The sequence below is a fragment of the Faecalibacterium sp. An192 genome (assembly GCF_002160175.1).
GTDB lineage: Bacteria > Bacillota > Clostridia > Oscillospirales > Ruminococcaceae > Faecalibacterium.
Window position 1 is genome coordinate 40,030 of sequence record NZ_NFKB01000003.1, and the last position, 20,432, is coordinate 60,461.

Annotated in this window: 16 protein-coding genes; 2 read left to right on the forward strand and 14 right to left on the reverse strand. The window is 62.6% G+C overall.

Annotated features, from left to right (window positions below):
- Positions 1-48: 48 nt before the first annotated feature.
- The 10 genes from B5F27_RS01725 to B5F27_RS01770 form a co-directional block, all read right to left on the reverse strand.
- On the reverse strand, positions 49-732 hold the full coding sequence (locus B5F27_RS01725; RefSeq protein ID WP_087364239.1) for a deoxynucleoside kinase: 684 nt from the start codon (positions 730-732) through the stop codon (positions 49-51).
- Entirely contained in the window at positions 729-1,511 is a 783-nt protein-coding gene (gene thyX, locus B5F27_RS01730) for an FAD-dependent thymidylate synthase (protein WP_087247207.1), read from the reverse strand. The genes B5F27_RS01725 and thyX overlap by 4 nt, the downstream gene beginning before the upstream one ends.
- 6 nt (positions 1,512-1,517) lie before the next feature.
- Positions 1,518-4,034, reverse strand: coding sequence for a UvrD-helicase domain-containing protein (locus B5F27_RS01735; RefSeq protein WP_087247209.1), 2,517 nt, complete (start codon positions 4,032-4,034; stop codon positions 1,518-1,520).
- Between the two features lie 141 nt (positions 4,035-4,175).
- Entirely contained in the window at positions 4,176-4,490 is a 315-nt protein-coding gene (locus B5F27_RS01740) for a hypothetical protein (protein WP_087364241.1), read from the reverse strand.
- Positions 4,491-4,549: 59 nt separating this feature from the next.
- Positions 4,550-5,575, reverse strand: a complete 1,026-nt coding sequence (locus B5F27_RS01745; protein WP_087247213.1) for a rod shape-determining protein — start codon at positions 5,573-5,575, stop codon at positions 4,550-4,552.
- Positions 5,576-5,707: 132 nt separating this feature from the next.
- Positions 5,708-7,951 (reverse strand): ATP-dependent RecD-like DNA helicase, encoded by a 2,244-nt coding sequence (locus B5F27_RS01750; RefSeq protein WP_087247215.1) that lies wholly within the window; start codon positions 7,949-7,951, stop codon positions 5,708-5,710.
- Between the two features lie 131 nt (positions 7,952-8,082).
- On the reverse strand, positions 8,083-9,477 hold the full coding sequence (locus B5F27_RS01755) for an MATE family efflux transporter (protein WP_087364243.1): 1,395 nt from the start codon (positions 9,475-9,477) through the stop codon (positions 8,083-8,085).
- 493 nt (positions 9,478-9,970) lie between these two features.
- The gene (locus B5F27_RS01760) at positions 9,971-11,002 is read right to left on the reverse strand and encodes a hypothetical protein (protein WP_087364245.1); all 1,032 of its coding nucleotides are present in this window, start codon (positions 11,000-11,002) and stop codon (positions 9,971-9,973) included.
- A gap of 140 nt (positions 11,003-11,142) precedes the next feature.
- A complete protein-coding gene (gene cls, locus B5F27_RS01765; RefSeq protein WP_087364247.1) occupies positions 11,143-12,669 on the reverse strand; it encodes a cardiolipin synthase in 1,527 nt (508 codons plus the stop codon).
- A 193-nt stretch (positions 12,670-12,862) separates the two neighbouring features.
- Complete coding sequence (locus B5F27_RS01770; protein ID WP_087364249.1) at positions 12,863-13,711, reverse strand: DegV family protein; 849 nt, start codon at positions 13,709-13,711, stop codon at positions 12,863-12,865.
- A 199-nt stretch (positions 13,712-13,910) separates the two neighbouring features.
- Between B5F27_RS01770 and B5F27_RS01775 the strand changes: the two genes are divergently transcribed.
- On the forward strand, positions 13,911-14,459 hold the full coding sequence (locus tag B5F27_RS01775) for a DUF1836 domain-containing protein (protein ID WP_087247224.1): 549 nt from the start codon (positions 13,911-13,913) through the stop codon (positions 14,457-14,459).
- Between the two features lie 79 nt (positions 14,460-14,538).
- Positions 14,539-14,916, forward strand: coding sequence for an SdpI family protein (locus B5F27_RS01780; protein WP_087364251.1), 378 nt, complete (start codon positions 14,539-14,541; stop codon positions 14,914-14,916).
- A gap of 197 nt (positions 14,917-15,113) precedes the next feature.
- On the opposite strand, the gene B5F27_RS01785 is transcribed toward B5F27_RS01780, so the two are convergent.
- The 4 genes from B5F27_RS01785 to B5F27_RS01800 form a co-directional block, all read right to left on the reverse strand.
- Entirely contained in the window at positions 15,114-16,298 is a 1,185-nt protein-coding gene (locus tag B5F27_RS01785; protein ID WP_087364253.1) for an MBL fold metallo-hydrolase, read from the reverse strand.
- A 169-nt stretch (positions 16,299-16,467) separates the two neighbouring features.
- On the reverse strand, positions 16,468-17,838 hold the full coding sequence (rmuC, locus tag B5F27_RS01790) for a DNA recombination protein RmuC (protein ID WP_087247230.1): 1,371 nt from the start codon (positions 17,836-17,838) through the stop codon (positions 16,468-16,470).
- 9 nt (positions 17,839-17,847) lie between these two features.
- Positions 17,848-19,302 carry a transglutaminase-like domain-containing protein gene (locus B5F27_RS01795; RefSeq protein WP_087364255.1) on the reverse strand — a complete coding sequence of 485 codons (1,455 nt, stop codon included), beginning with the start codon at positions 19,300-19,302 and terminating at the stop codon, positions 17,848-17,850.
- Between the two features lie 19 nt (positions 19,303-19,321).
- A complete protein-coding gene (locus B5F27_RS01800) occupies positions 19,322-20,431 on the reverse strand; it encodes an alpha/beta hydrolase (RefSeq protein WP_087364257.1) in 1,110 nt (369 codons plus the stop codon).
- Between the last annotated feature and the right edge of the window lies 1 nt (position 20,432).

Consider the following 20,432-nt stretch of genomic DNA (forward strand, 5'->3'; position numbering starts at 1 on the left):
AGATACCCCCTTTTTCTTGATTTTATTGCAAATTCTTCGGTTTTTCGTTTATTCCAGCACAGCCTCCGCCAGGGCCAGAACCTGCCGGCCGATGTCCTCCACCGTCCGCATCCGGCCCGCCTCGGTGCACTCCACCGTCTGCCAGCCCAGCTTTTGGGCGCAGTATTCGGCGGCGCGGCGGCTCCGCTCCAGATATTCCAGGTCCCGTTCCTGAATGTCCTTTTTGCTCTCGTCGCCGTGGTAGCGGCTGGTCATCAGCTGCTGGCTGACCGCAGGGTCCACCCGCAGGTAAATCACCGCATCCGGCGCAGGCAGGCCCAGAAGTTTGTATTCGTATGTAAACAGCCAGTCCAGATAGGCGTCCCAGGACTCGGGGGGCAGCTTGGAGCACTGATGGGCCCCATTGGAGGTGGTATAGCGGTCGGCAATGACGATGCCGCCCTCCCGATAAAACGTGCCCCAGTCGGTCTTATAGCTGGCATAGCGGTCCACGGCGAAAAAGCTGGAAGCGGCATAGGCGTTGACGTCGTCGGGCTTGTCCCCGAACTGTCCCGCCAGGTACATCCGCACCAGGGCCGAGGAATCGCTGGCATAGTTGGGGAAACTGATCTGGCGTACCTGCCGTCCCTGGGCGGTCAGATGCTGGGCCAGCAGCCGGGCCTGAGTGGCCTTGCCGCTGCCGTCCAGGCCGTCAATCACCAGCAGGCGGCCCCGGGTTCCCTCTGTCGTCATACCTCTGCACCGCCTTCGCGCAGGGCCTGGTATTTATCCCGCACTGCGGCGGGATGGCCGCAGCACATCTTGCCCTCGGGGCAGGGGCCTTCCAGGCAGCCGGGGCCGGCGGTACGGAACAGATGGGGTGCCACCGGGTAGACCAGGCGCAGCATCTCATCGGCCAGCTGCCGGATTTCCCACTGGGCCCGCTCACAGCACCGCAGCCGGAAGAAATTCAGCAGGCTGCGGGCGTTCATGGTGACCACCATCTTGGTCTCACAGGCGTTGGGCAGCACAAAGCGGGCGTCCTCGTTGGCCATCTTTTCGGCCTTGCGGCGGGCCTCCTTTTCGGGCACACCCTCGGCCATCAGGCGGGCCGCGTGGCCCTCCTCCAGCTTATGGGCCAGGTCCAGGTAGCGGCGGGCGTCCTCCTCCATGCTGGCCAGGAAAGCCTCCTTGGCCTCGGGCACCGCCTCAATGGCGGGGGGCACCACATAGCGGAAGTCATCCAGCCGGACATACCGCTGGCTCTGGACGCTGAACGAAGCGATCCGGTGGCGGGTAATCTGGGCCAGCAGAGACCGGCTGACCCCCTCGATGCCAAAGGTAAAGCTGGCGTGCTCGATGGGGCTGGCGTGGCCCAGGTCGCTGAGCATATTCAGGAAGCGGGCGGTTTTTTCGTCGTCCAGGCCGTCCAGCAGGTCGGTGATGTGGCTGTCGGAATAGCACAGCTTGGCCGCCGCGGCCACCACCTTCTCGGGCTCCGGGGTATGGGCAATCAGTCGAACTGTCATCATGGGCGTTTAATCCTCCGTTCCTTTGGTCAGCGGGGCCAGGTTTGCCATCATCTTTTTGGTGCCGACCTTCTCAAAGCGAATCTCCACAATGCTGTCCCCTGCCGCCGGGGTCACGCGGGTGACCATGCCGCGGCCAAAGACCTTGTGGAACACCGTCTCTCCCGGCTCATAGTGCTTGGAGGGGGTGGACGGACGGGGCGCCGCCGGGCGGGAAATGCCTGCCGCCGGCGCGCCCGGGAAGGCCACCTTGGCACGGCCTGCGCCTGCATTGTACTCCCGGTTGAGGTAGCCGCTGCTGCGGCTGCCGGAGGCGGTGCGGCCCCATCCGGACGGCCCGGAGTAACCCGAAGCGCCGCCGGGCACCCCATCCCCCATGCTGCCCCAGCTGCGTGCGGGGCGGTCCAGGGACGGGCTGCGGGTGGTTTCCAGGTATTCGGGCTCGATCTCGTTGAGGAAGCGGCTGGGCTCGTTGCGGCAGGTGCGGCCGTAGAGCATCCGGGTGACGCTGTGGGAGATATACAGCTCCTTTTTGGCCCGGGTGATGCCCACGTAGGCCAGACGGCGCTCCTCCTCCAGATCCTCCGGGGAATAGCGGCTCATCTCGCTGGGGAACACGCTCTCCTCCATGCCCACCAGGAACACATAGGGGAACTCCAGGCCCTTGGCCGAGTGAATGGTCATCAGGACTACCTGGTCGGCGTCCTCGTTGTAGCTGTCAATGTCGCTGATGAGGGCGATTTCTTCCAGATAGCCCTCCAGGCTGGCATCCACCCCGCGGGTGTCGCAGTAAGCCTTGACGTTGTTGACCAGCTGGCCCAGGTTCTGCAGCCGGTCCTGGGCATCCTCATGGCCCTGGGCCGCCTGCTGTTCCAGCATCTGGCCGTAGCCGGTCAGGTCGATGACCTTCTGGGCGAACAGGTCCAGGGGGCAGGTGTCCAGCGCGTCCTGCAGCTGGCGGTAAATCTGCCAGAACTTGAACAGGGGCGCCACCGACCGGGACAGCTTGGCGTACTGGTCGGCGCGGCTGATGATATCCAGCATGCTGACCCCTTCCAGACCGGCCAGCTCGGCGATGGCATCCACCGTGGACGCGCCGATTTTCCGGGCCGGCTCGTTGATGATCCGGCGCAGGCGGACGTCGTCCTTGGGGTTGGCCACAATGGACATATAAGAGTGGATGTCCTTGATTTCCTTGCGGTCATTGAACCGCTGGCCGCCCACAATCTTGTGGGGAATGCCGGCCCGGGTGAAATAGTTTTCGATGGGGTTGGACTGGGCGTTCATCCGGTAGAGGATGGCGTGGTCGGACAGATGGCCCCCGGCCCGCAGGTGCTGGCCGATGATCTCGGCGATGTGGCTGGCCTCGTCTCGCTCGTCCTCCGCCTGGTAGACATGAACCGGCGCGCCCTCGCTGTTTTTGGTCCAGAGGGTCTTGCCCTTGCGCTCGGTGTTGTGGCTGATGACGCAGTTGGCGGCGTTCAGAATGTTGGAGGTGGAGCGGTAGTTTTCCTCCAGCCGGATGACCTTTGCCCCGGGGTAATACCGCTCAAAGTTCAGGATATTCTCAATGGTGGCGCCGCGGAACCGGTAGATGCTCTGGTCGTCGTCGCCCACCACACAGATGTTCTTTTCGGGGCCGGTCAGCAGGCTCACCAGGCGGAACTGGGCCACGCTGGTGTCCTGATACTCGTCCACCAGCAGGTACTGGTACTTGGTCTGGTAGTAATCCCGGACCTCGGCGTTCTCCTGCAGCAGGCGGACGGTGTAATAGATCAGGCCGTCAAAGTCAAAGGCGCCGGCCTCATGGAGGCGCTTTTCGTAGATGCCGTACAGCTTGGCGGCCAGTTCCAGCTTGGTCTTGCCCACGCTCTCCTTGGCGGCCTCGGCGGGGTCGATGAGCTGGTCTTTCCAGCGGCCGATCTGGTTCAGGGCCGCCTTGACCTGGAAGAACTTGTCATCCACGCTCTGTTCCTTGTAGATGGCCTTCATAACCCGCTGGGCATCGTCGGTGTCGTAGATGGTGAAGCTGCGGGGCCAGCCGATTTCCTCGGCGTACCGGCGCAGAATCCGCACACAGGCCGAGTGGAAGGTGGAGGCAAAGACCTCTTTGCCCTCCTCGTCCCCCAGCATGGAGCACAGACGGTCTTTCAGCTCTCCGGCGGCCTTGTTGGTGAAGGTGATGGCCATAATGTTCCAGCTGCGGGTGGGGTTATAGCGCATCATATCGTCCAGCCAGGCCGGCACGTCGGTGCCGGTCATGATGGCGGTGCGCAGGGCCCGCAGATCCTCATCCACCGCGGGACGGGGGGTCCAGCGGCTGCCATGGGCGCTGCCGAACCGGATCAGGTTGGCGATCCGGTTGACCAGGACGGTGGTCTTGCCGCTGCCGGCGCCGGCCAGAATCAGCAGCGGGCCGCTGGTGGTAAACACCGCCCGCCGCTGCATCTCGTTCAGGCGGCCAAACTGCTTTTCAATGTAAGTGTCCCGAAGGGAGCAAAATTCTGTCTGTAAATCGGTTGCCATTCCGTACTACTTCTCCTTGTATCGTAATATCCGCCCGTTTCTGCGGCCTCTATGCCGTCCTCCGGCGCGAATCAGAAGAAGCCCGCTCCGGGCCAAAGTCTCTGGAGCGGGCGCTGTTGGTGCTGATTTCTTTCAGAAGGTTCAAAAGGGTGCGGTGACATCCACTGCGCCCGCACGGGCCCAAGTGGCCCGGCTGGCCCGGCGCACAGCCCGAAGGGTATACTGGCCGCCGCTCATGGCGCAGACCGAAGCGGCGATGACGGCCACCACCTCAGGCGGGATGTCCGGCTCAATGCTGGGAGCCGGAGCCGCAGCGGGCTGGGCTTTCGGGGGCGCCGGCCGGGACGGCTTGGAAGAGATTTCAGGCGAGGGAATCTGGTTTTTGCCCCGCAGCAGCACATAGGCCAGAACCACGGCTCCCAAAACCACCACAAACATAATCAGACTGGAATCCATCCTTCATCCTCCTTTACTTGGTCCGGCGGACCGTTTGTTTTTTTGCAGGCCGGGGACGCTCAGCGCCGGCCGATGCGGGGGGTTGCATCGGTAAAGCCCACTTCCAGCTTGTCGCCGATGCTCAGGCTCATGGCGGTGCCCAGAGCCACGCAGTTGACCGGATCGGGCGAGACGTAGACGTCCACCTTCAGCTCCTGGCTCAGGTATTCGGGCAGACCGTGGAGCTGGGCGCCGCCGCCGGTCAGCATGACGCCGTTCTTGTAGATATCGCCGGCCAGCTCGGGCGGGGTCTTCTCCAGCACCTGATGGGCGGCGGTGCCGATCTGTTCGCTCAGCATCATGACCGGCTCATACAGGTCGCTGGTGGACACATTGACACGGACCGGCAGGCCGGTCAGCAGGCTGCGGCCCTTGATCTCCATGGTCTCGTCAAAATCGGTTTTCTGGGGGCAGCAGGCCACCCGCTTTTTCAGTTCCTCGGCGGTGCGCTGGCCGATGGCGATGTTAAACTTGGCCCGCACATGCTTGAGGATTTCGTCGTCGTAGTGGTTGCCTGCCACCCGGACGCTGGTGGCCTTGACCTTGCCGCCCAGGGACAGGACGGCGATATCGGTGGTGCCGCCGCCGATGTCAATGATCATCCGGCCGTCGGGCACCGTGATATCGATGCCCGAGCCCAGGGCCGCGGCGATGGGCTCGTCGATCAGGTAGACCTGACGGGCGCCGGCCGCCACCACGGCCTCCACCACGGCGTCGCTCTCGATGCCGGTGATGGCCGCCGGCACGCAGACCGCCACGCGGGGCTTGACCATGTGGGAGCTGTAGACCTGATTCACAAAGCGGCAGATCAGCTCACGGGTCATGGTGTGGTCGCTGATGACGCCATCCTTCAGGGGGAAGGTGGCCGAAATGTAGTTGGGGGTGCGGCCCACCATGGCCAGGGCCTTGTCGCCCACCTCCAGGACGGTATTTTTGCGGGTATCGATGGCCACAATGCTGGGCTGGTTCAGGACCACGCCCTTGCCCTCCTGTGCGATGATGATGGTGGTTGTACCAAGATCGATCCCGATATCATTCTGTGCCATAATCCAAACGTTCCTTTCTCTATCCACAAAACAGCCTATCTTGATGAAAGCTCAGGTTGAGCTGTAAAAATCCAGCTTTCAGTATACCATACTCAGGGCCAAAAGTATAGCAATTTCTCACCGGGGCACAGCTCACGCCCCAGTTTTTGGCCCTGTTTCCAGCGCCTGCTGCTCGGGGGGCAGGGCCTCCCGCAGAAGGGCGGCCAGGCCCGAATACCGCAGGTTCTGGCGGACATTGGCCATCATGGCGGCCACTGTGTCCCGCCGGCCCGCCGTCACGCAGAGTTTGCGGGCGCGGGTCACCCCGGTATAAAACAGGTTCCGGTAGCACAGCCGGGGCGGCACCTGGGCCGCCGGCAGCACCACCGCCGCAAACTCACTGCCCTGGCTCTTGTGAATGGTGATGGCGTAGGCGGTTTCCAGCTCGCTGAGGTTCTCGGCAGGGTAGATCAGGCGGCGGTCATCCATCCGCACCACCATGGAGCGGTCCCGGGTATTGATGGACTCTACAATGCCGATGTCGCCGTTGTAGGCCCCTACCCCCTGTTCGCCGCCATCCCGGTGCCAGATGATCTCGTAGTTGTTGCGGACCTGCATCACCTTGTCCCCCACCCGGAACACCCGGGAGGCGCTTTGCAGCTGGGGTTTGCCCGGAGCGGGCGGATTCAGCATATCCTGCAGCAGGCTGTTCAGGGCCTGGGTGCCGCAGGGGCCCATTTTGGTGGGACAAAGGACCTGGATGTCCCGCACCGGGTCAAAACCATAGCTGCGGGGCAGACGGGTGGTCACCAGGTCACAGACCAGCTTCTGGCAGACCTCGCCGTCCGCTTCCAGAAAGAAGAAATCGTCCTCCTTGCCGCCCTTCTGCAGGGGGCGGCCGCTGACGATGTTGTGGGCGTTCTCCACAATCAGGCTGCGCTTGGCCTGGCGGAAAATCCGCTTCAGGCAGACGGTAGGCACTACCCCCGACCGGATGGCCTCACTGAGGATATTGCCGGGGCCCACGCTGGGCAGCTGGTCGGCGTCTCCCACCATAATGATCCGGCAGTTGGGCCGCAGGGCTGCCAGCAGGCTCTGGAACAGCTGGACATCCACCATACTCATCTCGTCCAGAATCACCACGTCGCACTTGAGCAGGTTCTTTTCGTTGTGGATAAAGCTGACCACGCCCCCCGAATAATCCACCTCCAGCAGGCGGTGGATGGTGGAGGCCTTGCGGCCGGTGAGCTCGCTCAGACGCTTGGCGGCCCGGCCGGTGGGGGCGCAGAGGGCCACCCGCTCGGCCTGGCTCTCCAGAATGTTCAGGATGGCGTTGACGGTGGTGGTCTTGCCGGTGCCGGGGCCGCCGGTCAGCACCAGACAGTTCTCGGTGACGGCCCGGCAGATGGCCTCCTTTTGTTCCGGGGCATAGGCAAAGCCCTGGGACAGTTCCAGCACCTGGATGTCCCGCTCGATGTGGTGGGCCTTTTGGGGTTCCCGGCGGACCAGGGACGCCAGCCGGTCGGCGATGGCCTCCTCCGCAGCCAGCAGGTCGGGCAGGCAGATGTATTCCCCGCCGTTCCAGGTGCGGGAGGCCAGTTCCCCGCTGACCAGACAGCTTTCCAGAGCGTCGGTCAGCTTTTCGGGGGGCTGATGAATAAAGGAAGAGGCGGTGGCCACCAGGCGCTCCCGGGGCAGGCAGGTGTGTCCGTTGCCGGCGTTGTGGCGCAGGGTCCGCAGCAGGGCGGCTTCCAGGCGCTGGGCGCAGTCCCCTTCCATCTGATAGTACTGGGCGATGCTGTCGGCGTGGCGAAAATCCAGCTGCAGCGGCTCGCCGCACAGCAGATAGGGATTGGCCGCGATGGCCTGAGCCGCCCCCGGCCCAAAGGTGCGGAACACCTCCATGGCCCGCCGGGGCCCGATCTCAAACTGGGCCAGGTAGGCAATCAGTTCCCGCATGCCGAACATCCGCTTGAATTCCTGCTGGATGCGGTCGGCCTTGTCGGCCGAAATGCCCTTGATTTCGGTGAGGCGGGCCGGCTCGTTGGCGATGACATCCAGAGAGGCGGCGCCGAACTTCTCGATGATCTTCTGGGCGGTGGCGGGGCCCACATAGGGCAGGGACCGGCTGGCCAGGAACGCATAGACGGCGTCCAGGTCCTTGGGCATATCGGTGATGCACTCGACGGCGTGGAACTGGCGGCCATAGGTGGCGTGGGTCTCGTACTTGCCGCGGCACACCACGCTTTGGCCCACGTGCAGTTCCCCCAGCGTGCCGCAGACCACCGTCAGGGTGCCCCCGCCCGACAGCTCAAACACCACATATCCGCTGTCACTGTTCTCAAAAATAATGTCCTCAATGGTTCCTTCCAGCTGTTCCAGCTGCTGGTCTTCCATGGGCAGACGCCCCCTTCCCCTGATAAGCTCATAATAAATAAGTATACCCTTTCGGGCGGATTTTGTAAATTGGGACCGGCACAAAAAATCCGCCCCGGCACCAGCCGGAGCGGACGGACTCTGTATCAATTTCAGGCCTTGCGCAGGCGAACGCCGGCATGCCCGGCAGCGGACTGGCTGCCGCCGCGGTTTTTGTCCAGGCGGCGGATCACCACCTGATAGGCCGGGATCAGGAAGAAGCAGGCCGCAAACCAGGCCACCGGGCTGGCGATGCAGCCGGCCCAATAGCCGAACACCGGCACCATCCAGAAGCCCACCAGCGCCCGGGCGAACATCTCAAACACGCCGGCAAACATGGCCAGGCCAGAATAGCCCAAACCCTGGATGGAATAGCGGTAGATAATCAGGACCGCCAGAGGGATATAGAATACGCTGTTCCAGAACAGGAACTCCTGAGCGTTGGACATGATGGTCCCGCCGGCGTCCTGGGCGCTGTCCAGGAACAGGCCGATCAGCAGGGTATCCGAGAAATGCAGGATGACAAAGGAGGCGATGCTGTAGAGAATGCTGATGCCCAGCGCCGTCCGCACCCCCTGCTTGACCCGGGGCAGGCTGCCTGCGCCCAGGTTCTGGCTGGTGTAGGTGGTCATGGCGGTGCCGATGCTCTCCAGGGGCACCGACAGAATCTGTCCCGCCTTGCTGCCGGCAGTCATGGCGGCCACAATCGAGCTGCCCAGACCATTGACGGCCGTCTGCAGGACGATATTGCCCACCGCCGTGATGCTGCACTGGAGACCCATGGGCAGGCCCATCATGCACAGCTTGGCGCAGTGGCCGGTGCTGAAGCGGCCTTCCTCCCGGGACCAGCCCAGCATCCGGAAGTTTTTGACCATGTACGCCAGGCTCCACAGACCCGCCACCGCCTGGCTGATGACGGTGGCCAGGGCGGCGCCAAAGACCCCTGCGTGGAAGAACAGAACAAAGACGATGTCCAGCACAATGTTCAGGGCGCTGGCCACCAGCAGGAAGTACAGGGGGCGGCGGCTGTCTCCCAGCGCCCGCATGAAGGCGCTGGTGACGTTGTACAGCAGGGTGAAGGGAATCCCGGCGAAGATGGTGCGGATATACACATCCGCCAGGTCAATGATGTCGGCGGGGGTGTTGGTGAGGACTAGAATGGGGCGGGTCAGAGCCACCGTCACCACCGTCAGCACAGCGGCAAAAATCAGGGACAGCCAAACGGAATTGGCGGTGTAGCGGCGCATTTCGGTGTCGTCCTTGGCGCCAAAGCAGCGGGCCAGCGGGATGGCAAAGCCGCAGGCGATGCCGTTCACAAAGCCCAGCACCAGATAGCTCAGGCCGCCGACGCTGCCCACGGCGGCCAGGGCATCCACGCTCACAAACCGCCCCACAATGATGGTATCGGCCATGTTGTAGAACTGCTGGAACAGGCTGCCCAGCATCATGGGCACCGCAAACAGCAGGATCAGCCGCAGGGGCTGGCCCTGGGTCATGTCTTTTGTCATAGATACGTCCTCCTTAGCCCTTCCGCCGTCGCGGAAGGCCCCGCCCCTTTGGCGGGTGCATCCAATCGTTTTTTCCAAAAAATCCCCACGAAAAGCGCCCTGCTCCAAAATGGGGGCAGGACGTTTCATGCCACAGAAAAACCCAGACCGGACGACATGTGCGTACGGTCTGGATACCGCCAGGGAAATTTTGAGCCAAATTGTGTGCGTAGCCGAAGGCCTAGTGCGCGATTTGGCTCGAAATTTTGTCCCCAGGGGGATACCAGGGGGAAGGAATTTCTGACCTGCGTATGCAGGCAGAAATGGGTTCCCCCTGGAGCGTGTCTCTGACACGCTGAAGCGCCCTGCTCCAAGATGGGGCAGGACGCTGTGTGATTGGTTGCTATTATAGTGCAGGATGCTAAAATTAGCAAGCGTCTTTTTGGACAATCTGCGCGTTTATTTCGGGCGGAAAAATATCTATTTTTACCTCCCCGCCGGGGCCGCTGTCCGGTCAGCTCCGCAGGGTGTCCATGGCCCGCAGCGCGGCCTTCTGCAGGTCGGTGATATCGATGGTGCACATGGACGCCAGGTCCGCATCGCTGCCGTCGTCGGGGATCTTCTCGATCTCCTCGGCGGTCTTGCCCTTCAGGTAGCCGGCAAAGCCGTCGCTGTGTTCATACCACTCTTTGCCCAGGGCCGAGGCCTTGCGCATACCGTAGTCATCTCCCAGCACGTGCTTGCTCTTGACCTCGCCGTCTCCCGACACCATGCCCTTGGCATCCACCTTCAAAGAAGGCTCCGCCATATCGCAGACGGCGCTGGTGACCCGGCCCGAGCCGTTGACGGTGAGGGCGGCAGCGGTCACATCCAGCTGAGGCATGGCGTTTTTGTCCGAAGTGGCCTGGAGGGTGGTGCTGGCGTCGGTGGTCTCAATGCCCAGCGCCAGGCTGTCTCCCTCGGCGGCGCCCATGGCCTGAGCCTGGGCGCAGGCTGCCTCCACCGCCTCGCGGTAGCCGTCCACCTTGATGGTGCAGCTCGACAGCAGGTCTGCATCCTTGGCGTAGCCGTCCGCATCGGTGGACAGGCGACTGACTTCATCGGCGGTCATCCCCATCAGGTATTCCCCAAAGGCGTCCGCCTGTTCGGCCCAGCTCTTGCCGATGGAGGACACCGCCGACAGGGGGTAATCCTCATCCCCCTTCTGGCGCTTGGTCCGCAGGTCCTCGGCCACCGTCACGGCGCCGGCCTCGGTGGTGCTGATTTTGCCTTCCAGCTCGTCCAGCACCACCTGGACAATCCGTCCATCTTCATCCAGCAGAACCCCCGCCGCAATGGAGTGGATTTTGCCTGATTTATCTCCCGCCTCGGTCTCGGTCCGGATGGCCAGACCGGTTTTCCATGCGTCATCCTTCTGCCCGGAGGCCGACCCGCTGCCCGGCTTGCTTCCCGATGAACTGCTGGACGAGCTGTCGTCCATTTTTCCGCAGGCGGTCAGCAGCAGGGCCGCCGCGGCCAGCGCTGCCAGATATTGATTTGCTCTCATTCTTTCGCTCCCTTTGCTGATTGCTGACGCCCCGGCTGGGGCTCTTTTGCGGGTAGTCTGCCCGGCCGGCGCCGGTTTTATACACACCCGCCACGCAAAAAGCGCCCTTTCCAAAGAAAGGGCGCAGGGAACAAACCTTTTTACATCATGGGGCTGACGAGCCGGAGCACATCGTCCAGCAGGGTGCCCATGAGGCTGGTGCGGCAGTCGTCCATGGTGATCCGGCGGCTCTGGGCAAAGGTCTTTTCGGCGTCGGCCCGCACCGCCGCCACCTGGCTGTTGTTTATCAGCAGGGTGCCGCACTCAAAGTGCAGATACAGGCTGCGGTAGTCCATATTGATGCTGCCCACCACCGCCACCCGGTCGTCGCTGACATAGCATTTCGAGTGGATGAAACCAGGGGTAAACTCATAGATCTTGACCCCCGCCCGCAGCAGCGGCAGATAATAGGACCGGCTGAGCCGGAAAACAATCTTTTTGTCTGGGATGGCCGGCAGCACCAGCCGCACATCCACCCCGCGCTTGGCGGCCAGCTTGAGGGAGTTCATCAAATCCTCTCCGATGGCCAGGTAGGGAGTGAAAATATAGACATAGTCCCGGGACTGGTCGATGATGTCCCGATAGACGCTCTCGGCCAGGCGCTCCTCGTCCAGAGGGCTGTCCGCATAGGGCTGGATCACGCCGTCGGGCCGGGCCTGTACGGTGGGCCGGAAGGCGCTGTAGTCCTCCTCCATGGGGCGGAAGGAGTTCCAGAAGTTCAGGAACATGAGGGTGAAGTTCCAGACGGCGCTGCCCTCCAGCCGGACGGCGGCGTCCTTCCAGTAACCGAACCTCTCCTCGGCGTTGATATACTCGTCGGCAAAGTTGGTGCCGCCGTTGTAGGCGACGTTGCCGTCGATGGAGACGATTTTGCGGTGATCCCGGTGGTTCATCACCAAAGACACCAGAGGCACCACCGGGTTAAAGGGGATGCAGCGGATATGGGCCCGTTCCAGCCGGACCACAAAGCCGGAAGGCACAGTGGTCAGGCAGCCCATGTCGTCGTAAATCACCCGGACGTCCACGCCGGCGGCGGCTTTTTCCTTCAGGATGTCCTCCACGGCGTTCCACATGACCCCCGGGCGGATGATGAAGGTCTCCAGGAAAATGAACTTTTTAGCGTTTCTCAGGTCCTCCAGCAGGTGGGGGAACATCTCCTCACCGCTGGAAAAATAGCGGGCCGAGGTGCCTTTCCATCCCGGCCAGGGGCCGTATTTGGCAATGTAGCCGCTCAGCTCCCGCATCCGCGGGTCCAGCTCCCCCACCTGGTCCGGGTGCTGGGCCACCAGGCCCCGATGGCGGCGGTCCACCGCCTCCATCCGGCGCCGCATCCGGCGGGAGGGCCGTTTGTTGCCCCAGAACAGGTACATCAACCCGCCAAACACCGGCATAATGCCGATCAGCGCCATCCAGGCGATGGTATAGGCCGGGTTTTCATCCTTGCGCACCAGGAACAGAATAATCAGCACGCTGATCACCACCATGACGCTGTTCAGCCAGGCGGCGTACTCGGTGAGGCGGAGGTACAGCGAGGCAATCCACGCCACCTGAACCAGAATCAGCAGCAGCGTAATGGTGATCCGGTTGATAAACCGGCTGAAAAATTTTACGATGGGCAGTCGAAACATAGCTTTCCCCCTCTCTGACGGCAGGCCTGTGCCTCCGGGCCCGCACAGGCTGTGTTGAGAACATCGTATTCCCTGTCAGTATACCGCCCCGGGTCGCTTTTTGCAAGCCGGAGGCAAAAAAAGAGGCAAAACCGCCCCCGCCGGGGGGCAGCTTTGCCTCTGGGATTCCTCGTTTTACTCGACCGGTGCCGGATCAGATGGCCGGAGCCTCTGCATCCTCATAGCCCACCAGCAGGCCGCCCAGCTCTGCATAGAAGCTGCACAGCGCGCCGCAGCACACCAGCTCCACCTTGGCGGCGGGCCAGATGGCCTCGATCATCAGCTTGAGGCGGCGGGCCGCCTTCTCATTGTCGCAGTGGGCGATCTCCACCGGGCCGCCTGCAAAGCCCTTGTCCCGCATTTCCAGGACCAGGCGCTCCAGGGCGCCGTGCTCGCCGCGGGTCTTGCAGATGATGCCCAGGTCGCCCTGAGGGCTGGCCTGACCCACCACCCGGATGCCCAGGGCGCGGGCCACCATGGCCGCCGTCAGCTTGACGCGGCCGTTCCGGGCCAGGTTGTTCAGCGACTCCAGCGAGAACAGCAGGTGGGTGTGATGGCTGTACTCCTCCACCGCCGCGCAGATCTCCTCAAAGGTGGCGTCGGTCTGGGCCAGGGCGGCCATCCGCGCTGCGATCAGAGACATTTCGGGGCCGGTGGACAGACTGTCCAGCACATAAACTTTGGTGCCGGGGTTGATGTCCTGATATTCTTCGGCCGCCATCCGGGCTGCATTGTTGCAGCCGGACAGAGTGCCGGTGATGGTCACAACAAAAATTTCGTCCGCACCCTGATACGCCGCCAGGAAGTCCCCCACGTTGGGACAGGAGGTCGAGCTCTTCCCCTTGTAGCTGCGCATGGCCGAGGCCATGGCGAACGCGTCAATGTCGGGGGTATCCACATACTCCTGCTCATCGGTGATGATCTTCAGCGGCACACAGGCAAAATCAACCCCCGGCAGCTGGCATAGATTCGATGACGAATCCACAACGATTTTCCGTTTCATACAATACATCTCTCCATTCCTGCAGCCGGCAAGCGCCAACCGTAGCTTTCAGCACTCGTTCGTGGTTGAACAAGTTGTGCTTTCTGCACCCATCATATCAGTTTTCAGATAACTTGTCAACAATATCTAAGAATCTTAATAAAAGGTTTTTATTTTCAATTTCTGTTGACTTTTCAATGAATCGCTGTATACTAAAAATATGAACACTGAAACGAAACGCCGCATTGCGGCTTCGGCTGCGGGCTTTGCCCTGCCCCGGTACGATGAACTTCCCGGCATGGGGCTGTACCTGGACCAGACCGTTCAATATGTCAATCTCCATTTCCGCACGTTTCCGGGGATTGAGCTGACGGGCTCGATGGTCAGCAACTATGTCAAAAAAGGGCTTATCCCCCATCCGGTGCGCAAAAAATACACCCGGGATCAGATTGGCTATCTGATGTACATTATCGCGGTCAAGAACGTGCTTTCCATGGAGAACATCCAGCTTTTGTTCTCCATCCAGCAGGAATACTGCACCCCCGCGACCGCCTACAACACCTTCTGCGCCGAGCTGGAGGCCGCCGTAGGATCTGTGTTCGGGCTGCGCAGCTTTGACCGCCCTGCGGACAACGAACTGAACGACGAGCAGTTCCTGCTCCGGCGCACCATCATCCCGGCCGCCCACAAGCTGTATCTGGACTGCTGCTTCGACGCACTGCGCCAGGAAAAGGCCCTCTGGCCCGACATCCTGGACGACCTGAAATAACCCCAAAACCGCCGCAGGCAGCAGAATTTTTCTGCTGCCGGTTTTTGTATCCGGGCCCGCCCGGCGAAAGGAGACGCTGATGGGATACTGGTTTTTCATGCTGGCCAGCGACCTGCTGATCCCAGCCATCATGATCGGCTTCGGGTATCTGTTCCTCAAACGGCCTCCCAAAACCGTCAATCCGATCTTCGGCTACCGCACCACACGGTCCATGAAAAACCAGGACACCTGGCTTTTTGCCCACCAGTACTGCGGCCGGCTGTGGTTTCGCTGGGGTCTGGTTCTGCTGCCGCTGACGCTGATTCCCCTGCTGGCAGTCATGGGCCAGCCGGCGGGCACCGTGGGCTCTGTGGGGACGGTGCTCTGTCTGCTCCAGATGATCCCGCTGGTGGGGTGCATCTTCCCCACCGAGGCCGCTCTCAAGCGCACCTTTGATCAAAACGGCAGCCGGCGCTGACCGCCGCCGATTTCACGGTCCGAGGAGCGGAAAAGTGAATCTCCCCTGCTGTGCTGCAAGCCCTTCCGGCCGCCAGGCCAGAGGGCTTTTCTTATTTTGCCCGAAACAAAAAGAAAAATCCGCGCGCTCCAAACCTGCACAGGTCTGAAACGGCGGATTTTTATTTTACCCGGCCCGGACAGGGCGAAGGGCAGAATTTACTTTGCGATGATTTCGCTGACCAGGGTGTCCATCTGGGCTTCCTCGGCGGCATGGGCAGCGCCGCGGACGGTGACCACCTGCTCGCAGAGGGTCATCCCCTTCATGGCGGTCAGGGAGACGGTCATCAGCTTGGCGGCCATGGGAGCCCACATGCCGTTCTCCATCAGGCCGACGGTGCGGTTCTGGAAGTTCTTGGACTTCAGGTGAGCCAGGAAAGCCTCCATGGCGGGGAACAGGGCGGCGTCGTAGGTGGCGCAGGCCAGCACCATCTTGCCGCAGCGGAAGGCCTCAGCCACCGCATAGGAAACATCGGTGCGGGTCAGGTCCATTTCGGTGACCTTTGCGCCGGCAGCACGCAGCTTCTCGGCCATGGTGTGGGCGGCTGTGCGGGTGTTGCCGTGGATGGAAGCCGAAGCCACCAGAATCTCATCGGCAGCCTCGGGCAGGTACTTGGACCAGGTGTCGTACAGGCTCAGGTAGGGAGCCAGGTCGCCATTCAGGACGGGACCGTGCAGGGGGCAGATCTGGGCGATCTCCAGGCCGGCGGCTTTCTTGAGCAGGGCCTGCACCTGAGCGCCATACTTGCCCACGATGTTCAGGAAGTAGCGGCGGGAATCCTCCACCCAGTTGGCGAAGCTGTCGCCGTCGGCCACCACGCCGAACCGGCCAAAGCCGTCGGCCGAGAACAGCAGCTTTTCGCTGGACTCATAGCTGACCATGACCTCGGGCCAGTGGACCATGGGGGCAAAGACAAAGGTCAGGGTGTGAGCGCCCAGGCTCAGCTGGTCGCCGTCCTTCACCACCACCTGACGGTCTGCCGGAATGGCGCCGGGGAAGAAGTTGGCCAGGAAGGCAAAGGTCTTGGCGTTGCCCACCACCTTCATCTCGGGGTACTTGGCAGCCAGGCGGGCCACATTGGCCGAGTGGTCGGGCTCCACGTGGGACACCACCAGGTAATCGGGAGCGGTGCCGGCCAGCTCGGCCTCCAGGGTCTCCATCCACAGGTCGGTGGCGCGGGCGTCCACCGTATCCATGACGGCGGTCTTCTCATCCCGGATCAGGTAGCAGTTGTAGCTCACACCGCCCGGCACAGGGTACTGGCTCTCGAACAGGTCCAGGGTGGTATCATTGAGGCTGATGCCCAGGACAGAATCGGTAATCTTTGTCTTATGTACGTTCATCGCAAGTCGTCCTTTCCGTTGTTTTTAAGCCCATTTTAAAAGGGAGACCAGCTTTTGGCTGCCGCCCCGTATTCGTTTCACAAGCCCGGGTTTCCACCGGGCCGACTTATCATACCATACTTGTAGGGAAAAAGCAATGGCTGATCTTCTCATTGGCTGAAAAATTTGCTCATGCATCGTCGCCATCGGTCAGGCTGGCCCGGGGCGGCTGACCCGGGGCGGCGTCCAGTTCCAGCAGGACGGCGGCGCTGGCGTCGTCCAGAGACTGGACCGAGCGCAGTTTCCGGTTGATGGCACGGGTGCGGGTGCCGATCAGGTCGTCCAGCTCCCGGTCGGACTGGCGCAGCCGCTCCTGCAGCTTGGACAGGCCCTTGTCGAACTTTTCAAACTCGGTCTTGACGGCGCCCAGCACCTGCCAGACCTCATTGGAACGCTTCTGGATGGCCAGCGTCTTGAAGCCCATCTGCAGGCTGTTCAGCAGGGCGGCCATGGTGCTGGGGCCGGCCACGTTGACCTGGTAGTCCCGCTGGAGGCTCTCCACCATGCCCTGGTTCACCACCTCGGCATACAGGCCCTCAAAGGGCAGGAACAGGATGCCGAAATTGGTGGTATAGGGGGGCTCCACGTACTTGGTGCGGATGTCCTTGGCCTCGGCCCGGATCACCTGTTCCAGAGCGCGGCGGGCCGCCTCCACGGCCTGGGGATCTCCGGCGGCATAGGCGTCCTGCAGGTGGGCGTAGGTGTCGCCGGGGAACTTGGAGTCAATGGGCAGCCAGACATTCTGGCCGTCGGCGCCGGGCAGCTTGACCGCAAATTCCACCCGCTGGGTGGAACCCGGGATGGTGGCCACGTTGGTGGCGTACTGCTCGGGGGCCAGAATCTCCTCCAGAATGGCCCCCAGCTGGATCTCGCCCAGGATGCCGCGGGTCTTGACGCCCGACAGCACCTGTTTCAGGCCGCCCACGTCGGCGGCCAGGGTCTGCATCTCGCCCAGGCCTTTGTACACCTGTTCCAGCTGGTCGCTCACCGTCTTGAAGCTCTCGCTCACCCGCTTCTGCAGGGTATCCTGAAGCTGTTCGTCCACCGTGTGGCGGATTTCATCCAGCTTTTTGGCGTTCTCGGCCCGGACGGCGTCCATTCCCTCGGTGAGGGTGCGGCGCATGTCCCCCAGCTTCTGCTCGTTGGACAGTTCCAGGGTCCGCAGGCGGCTCTCCAGAGTCCGCTCCATAGTCTGGAACCGGCCCTCCAGGTTTTTCTGCTGGACGGCCTGGCTGTTGGTCAGCTGGGCCCCCATCCCCTCCACGGCGTTCTGGACGCCCCGGATGGCGGCATAGTTCTGGTCAGCCAGGGCGGCCTGGCTGTCCCGCAGGCGCTTGTTGAAGGCATCCTCCTGAGCGGCCAGCCGCTGTTCCAGCCAGTCCTCCAGCTCCTGGATCTGGTCCTGGTCATCGGGGCGGCGGCTGCGCATCAGCAGCACCACCAGCAAAACATCCCCCGCCAGCAACAGCAGCAGGCAGAGTGCAGCAACAATTACTTCCATGGTTTCTCCTTATTTTTCCTCGTAGCGGAGGGTTTCTTTGGCGGTGACCACGTCGTCCCCATATAGTCCCACGCCGTCGGCCTCGATTTCGCCGCACTGGTTGTCGTAGGGGTCGGCCCGGAAGCCGGTCATGGGCGGATCAAAGGGCGCTTCAAAGGCCCGGTTGGCCACCATTCGGCCGGGGTCCAGATTGCCAAAGTAATGCCGGCGCAGTTCCTCTTCCCCGGCCCGGGCCATCGATCCGCCATAAGAGCAGTCGGCGTACATCCAGCCCTTGGGGGCAATGTAGAACATGGCCCAGTCGTGGCAGCCGCACTTGTCCGGCCCCACCGCCAGGCCGCTCTGCCACCGGGCAGGAATCCCGGCAATGCGGCAGAGGGTGATGAAGGTCAGGGCCATGATGCCGCAGTCTCCCCGCCGGTCGGCGGCGCAGCGGGTGGGGATATCCTCCAGCACAAAGTAGGCCGGCTGGTAGTGATAGCGGACGTTCAGGGTGATGTAATCGTAAAAGCGCCGGGCCTTTTCCGCCGGGCTGGTAACCCCCTCGGTCAGCTGGGCCGCCAGGGCCCGCAGATAGGGGGTAAAGACAATGTGGGGCGCCTCCTCGCCGGTATCAAAATCGGGCTGAACCGGGTCGGGTTCAAAGCTCAGCGGGTCGGCATAGCGGGCGGTCTGGGTGTAGCTGTACCGCAGGGTGAAGGAGCGGTTTTGGGTCAGGTCGGCCTCCCAGAATACGGTGCGCTGGGGCGCATCTGCAGGGGCCACATGGGCCGGCTGCTCCGAGGCGAAGTCGATGGAAAGATCGCTCTGGGCGTCACAGGCGGCTGCCACCGGCAGCCAGGCCCGGACATGGACGCTGTCCCGTCCCTGGGCTTTGGCCCGGGCCAGAGCGGCGTCAAAGGCTGCATCGCTCATGCCGATGCTGGATTCCACCGTAATCCGGGCCGAGGCACTGCCGGTGCGGACCATCTGTTCATGGACGGCGCGGCGGCGGGCACGGGCCTCGCTGCCGTCGGGGCCGGGGTCCAGCCGCCGGGCCCCATAGGCGGGGTCGGTGTCCAGCAGGGTCTCGGCAAAGCGCTTCTGATAGTGCTTTACCCCCTCCACAAACCGCCAGTCCACCCGGCCGGCCCGGTCCAGCGCCCGGAACTCCTCCAAAGTGAAGTCCCGCACCAGAGACTGCATCCGGGCCACGGCCTGGGCCTCGGTGTAGGGATATTCCCGGGGCAGACGGCACATCATCTCCCGCTGGGCCAGCAGGGCCATCCGCTGGGCGTCCACCCCCTGCGGGGTGGGGTTGGCGGCCCGGTTGGGGCCGTTCTGGGTGGAGGTCCAGTCCTCCGCCAGGCGGGCGTCAATCCGGGCGATGGCCTCGTCGTAATATCCCGCCGCCTTGAGCCGGGCCACATCGTCCGGCAGGCCGGTATTCAGGCTGCGAAAGGTTTCGTTGCAATCCAAAGGCATAGGTTTTCTCTCCCCTCTCTTATTCCGCTTGTGCGGCCACGGCTTCCTCCCAGAAGTCCGCCGCATCATACAGCCAGCCTTCGGCGTCGGTGCCGGTGCCCACTCCGACGCCATGGGGCGCATTGTCGTAGACCACCATCTGGTGCATCACGCCGTTGCGCTCCAGAGCCCGGTCCAGGGCCGGACTTTGCAGGGGCTGGAAGATCAGACCCAATGTTTTATCGTTCCGCCCGTACCAGTGATAAGTGGGCGGGAAATTGGCCGTCACCTCGGCGGCCAGCTCAATATTGTAATAGTAATCCCCCGGCGCCAGGTAGTTGCCCGGCTCGGCGCCGTCGTACGCATAGAAAAAGCAGGGTTTGCTGTACATATAATTGACGATGGGGTAAGCCAGCAGCAGGGCGCCCGGCTTGGGCAGGCCGTAATTGCTGTAGCCCATCCGGTCGGTGCCAAAGATGCCGCACAGCTGGCCGCCGGCGGAATGTCCCACCAGGGCGTAGTCCTCGGCCTGAACCCCCAGTTCGCCGGCGTGGTCGGTGATGAACTGAACCGCCCGGACCAGGTCCTCATAGTTGGCGTTGTCCTTCAGGTCATGGCCGGTGCGGTAGCGCAGGATAAAGGCTGCATACCCCATATCATGGAGCTGGCTCACCGCGCCGCAGCACTCCTTCACCCGGCCTGTCCGTTCCAGCATATTTCCCGACAGGACCAGGGCGTACTTGGTCCCCGGCTCCTCGGCGGGAAAATAATACAGCTGCGCTTCCGCCCGGGAGGGTTCCTGGGCGATCTCCTCCTCGCTGTAGAGCTGATAGGTCACCTGAACCCCCTGATTGTAGTTGTCCACCACCAGGTTCAGCCCGGCCACCGCATCCGCAGCGGTGTCGCCGGTATACTGCCGCAAGGTCCAGTTGGCGTATTCCCAGGGCTGCTCGGGCAGCAGCCCTCCGCGGTCCCATGTATCGAAGCCGGCCCCCACGATTCCCGGGTTGAAGTGCAGCTCGGCCACGGTGGAGTCCGGGGTAAGATAGGGCGCCAGGACGGCCTGGGCGGGGACGGCCATCCATTCGGACAGCAGCACCACCGCTGCGGTACTATAGACGATGGATCGGATTTTTTCGAGCATTCGCATC

Excerpts from the sequence above, each read along its gene's own strand:
- B5F27_RS01750 (WP_087247215.1), bottom strand. The coding sequence starts at position 7,951 with ATGGAAGACCAGCAGCTGGAACAGCTGGAAGGAACCATTGAGGACATT.
- B5F27_RS01735 (WP_087247209.1), bottom strand. The coding sequence starts at position 4,034 with ATGGCAACCGATTTACAGACAGAATTTTGCTCCCTTCGGGACACTTAC.
- B5F27_RS01740 (WP_087364241.1), bottom strand. The coding sequence starts at position 4,490 with ATGGATTCCAGTCTGATTATGTTTGTGGTGGTTTTGGGAGCCGTGGTT.
- B5F27_RS01760 (WP_087364245.1), bottom strand. The coding sequence starts at position 11,002 with ATGAGAGCAAATCAATATCTGGCAGCGCTGGCCGCGGCGGCCCTGCTG.
- B5F27_RS01775 (WP_087247224.1), top strand. The coding sequence starts at position 13,911 with ATGAACACTGAAACGAAACGCCGCATTGCGGCTTCGGCTGCGGGCTTT.
- B5F27_RS01785 (WP_087364253.1), bottom strand. The coding sequence starts at position 16,298 with ATGAACGTACATAAGACAAAGATTACCGATTCTGTCCTGGGCATCAGC.
- B5F27_RS01725 (WP_087364239.1), bottom strand. The coding sequence starts at position 732 with ATGACGACAGAGGGAACCCGGGGCCGCCTGCTGGTGATTGACGGCCTG.
- B5F27_RS01770 (WP_087364249.1), bottom strand. The coding sequence starts at position 13,711 with ATGAAACGGAAAATCGTTGTGGATTCGTCATCGAATCTATGCCAGCTG.
- rmuC (WP_087247230.1), bottom strand. The coding sequence starts at position 17,838 with ATGGAAGTAATTGTTGCTGCACTCTGCCTGCTGCTGTTGCTGGCGGGG.
- B5F27_RS01745 (WP_087247213.1), bottom strand. The coding sequence starts at position 5,575 with ATGGCACAGAATGATATCGGGATCGATCTTGGTACAACCACCATCATC.
- thyX (WP_087247207.1), bottom strand. The coding sequence starts at position 1,511 with ATGATGACAGTTCGACTGATTGCCCATACCCCGGAGCCCGAGAAGGTG.
- B5F27_RS01755 (WP_087364243.1), bottom strand. The coding sequence starts at position 9,477 with ATGACAAAAGACATGACCCAGGGCCAGCCCCTGCGGCTGATCCTGCTG.
- B5F27_RS01800 (WP_087364257.1), bottom strand. The coding sequence starts at position 20,431 with ATGCGAATGCTCGAAAAAATCCGATCCATCGTCTATAGTACCGCAGCG.
- B5F27_RS01795 (WP_087364255.1), bottom strand. The coding sequence starts at position 19,302 with ATGCCTTTGGATTGCAACGAAACCTTTCGCAGCCTGAATACCGGCCTG.
- cls (WP_087364247.1), bottom strand. The coding sequence starts at position 12,669 with ATGTTTCGACTGCCCATCGTAAAATTTTTCAGCCGGTTTATCAACCGG.
- B5F27_RS01780 (WP_087364251.1), top strand. The coding sequence starts at position 14,539 with ATGGGATACTGGTTTTTCATGCTGGCCAGCGACCTGCTGATCCCAGCC.